Raw genomic sequence first — 1965 nt, 5'->3', positions numbered from 1 at the left:
CCCAGTCCCCCGCCCACCACGGCCACCTTCGTCGCCTGCATGTCCGTCCTCCGTTCCGGCGCCCGGCGCATTCCGGGCATCCAACGGCCACCACGAAGGAGGACGGAAAAAGGTTACAGCGCCGGCCGCGGAGCCGCGCCGCGAGGTGACTCCCCCTCACCTCTTCGCGGAGGCCGTGTGACGGCGCACCAGCACATACGCCGCCGGCAGCCCCACCAACACCGTCAACGTGGACAGGGACAGGCCCCCCAGCACGGTGATGGCCAGCGGCCGTTGCAGCTCGCCCCCCTCACCCAGTCCGAGCGCGAGCGGGACGAGCCCCAGCAGCGTCGCCAGCGTCGTCATGAGGATGGGACGCAGACGCACGGAGGTGGCGTGGCCCACGGCCTCGGCCGCGGCCATTCCTTCGGCGCGTCCCTCCTCCGCCCGGTCGAGCAAGAGGATGCCGTTCTTCACGACGAGCCCGACGAGCAGGATGCAGCCCATCAACGAGGAGACGTTGAGTGGCGTGCCGGTGATTCGCAGACAGGCGACGCCCGCCGCGAGCGCCACGGGGACCGCGCCCAGGATGAGCAGCGGGAGCACGACCCCGCGGAAATGGAAGGTCAGCACCAGGAAGACCCCCAGCGTGGCCAACGCCAGCACCAGCACCAGGGCCTGGAAGGACTCGCGCTGACTTTCGCGCTGACCGCCCAGCCGCACCTCCACCCCCGCTGGCTTCTCCAGCGTGGCGAGCCGCGCCTCCACCTCCGCGGTGACGCTGCCCAGGTCCCGCCCCTCCAGCCGCCCCGTCACCGCCACCAGCGGACGCAGGTTGTCCGAAAGCAGCTCCGCGGGCTGGCACTCCTGGCGCACGCGCGCCACCTGCGTCAGTGGAACCATCTGCCCCGAGGCAGTCCGCAGGCGCAGGCGCTGGAGAACCTGGGGATCCATGCGGTCGGCTTCACGCAGCCGCACTCGCACGTCCACCTGCCGGCCCTCGCGGGGGAGCGTCCCAACGACATCGCCCAACAGCGCGGTCCGGACCTGCGCCGACACCTCCCGCGTCGTGAACCCCAGACGGCCCGCCTGGACCAGGTCCACATCCAGGTGGGTCTCCGGAATGCACCCGGTGACGCCGTCGAACAGGTCCGCCAGGCCCGGGATGTCCCGCAGCCGCTCGGCGACGCGGGGCGCGAAATCCCGCAGCACCTGGACGTCCTGCCCCAGCAGCTTGACCTCGACGGGATCCGGCGCGCCTTCCAGGTCGGAGAGCACGTCCTGCAGCAGCTCGACGAACTCCAGCCGGACTCCGGGAAGCGCGGCTTCCGCCCGCGTGCGTGTCGCCTCGATGATGTCCTGGCCATGGCGCGTCCGCCGCGGAGAGAGCGACACGGTCAGGTCGCCACGCGAGGACTCGGTGGCCGCCGGCGGCCCCAGCTCCGCGCCCAGGCGCCGGCTGGTGCCCATGACCTCGGGGATGTCCGCGACCACCGCCTCCAGCGCGCGCCCCAGCCGGTCCGCCTCCGCGACCGAGGTGCCCGTCGGCGTGAAGTAGTCCACGACGAACGCGCCCTCATCCAGCTCCGGCAGGAACCCCGTCCCCACGCCCCGGCCCAGCAACGCCAACAGCACGGTGAGGAGCACCACGCCTGCCACCAGCACTCCCGGCCGCGCACGCCACTGCGTGAGCATGAACCCCGGGATGACAGGCTCGGGCGCGGGGTGGCCGCCGGGAGGAACGAGCAGCCACCCGCACAGCAGCGGCGTCAGCGTGACGGCCAGCACGAGGGAGAACAACACGGCGGTGCACAGCGTGAACGCCAGCGCGGTGAAGAACTGGCCGGACACGCCGGGCAGCAGCGACAGCGGCGCGAAGACCACGACCGTGGTGAGCGTGGAGTTGGTGACGGGCCAGGCGATCTCCCGGAGCGCGTCCGCGGTCGCGGCCCACCGCTCCGTCCCCGCCGCCACCCGGCGGTACAC

General features: G+C 72.5%; 1 protein-coding gene. It reads right to left on the bottom strand.

What is annotated here, in order from left to right:
- Nucleotides 1-156: 156 nt before the first annotated feature.
- Nucleotides 157-1965 (bottom strand): efflux RND transporter permease subunit (locus D7V77_RS41740; RefSeq protein ID WP_158624593.1); only part of this gene is annotated, 1809 nt, incomplete at its 5' end.

Origin of the sequence: Corallococcus sp. CA041A, from assembly GCF_003612075.1 — a bacterium.
Lineage (GTDB): Bacteria > Myxococcota > Myxococcia > Myxococcales > Myxococcaceae > Corallococcus > Corallococcus exiguus.
Note: the sequence above shows the minus strand (reverse complement) of the source record. Positions and strands in the feature narration are given on the sequence as shown.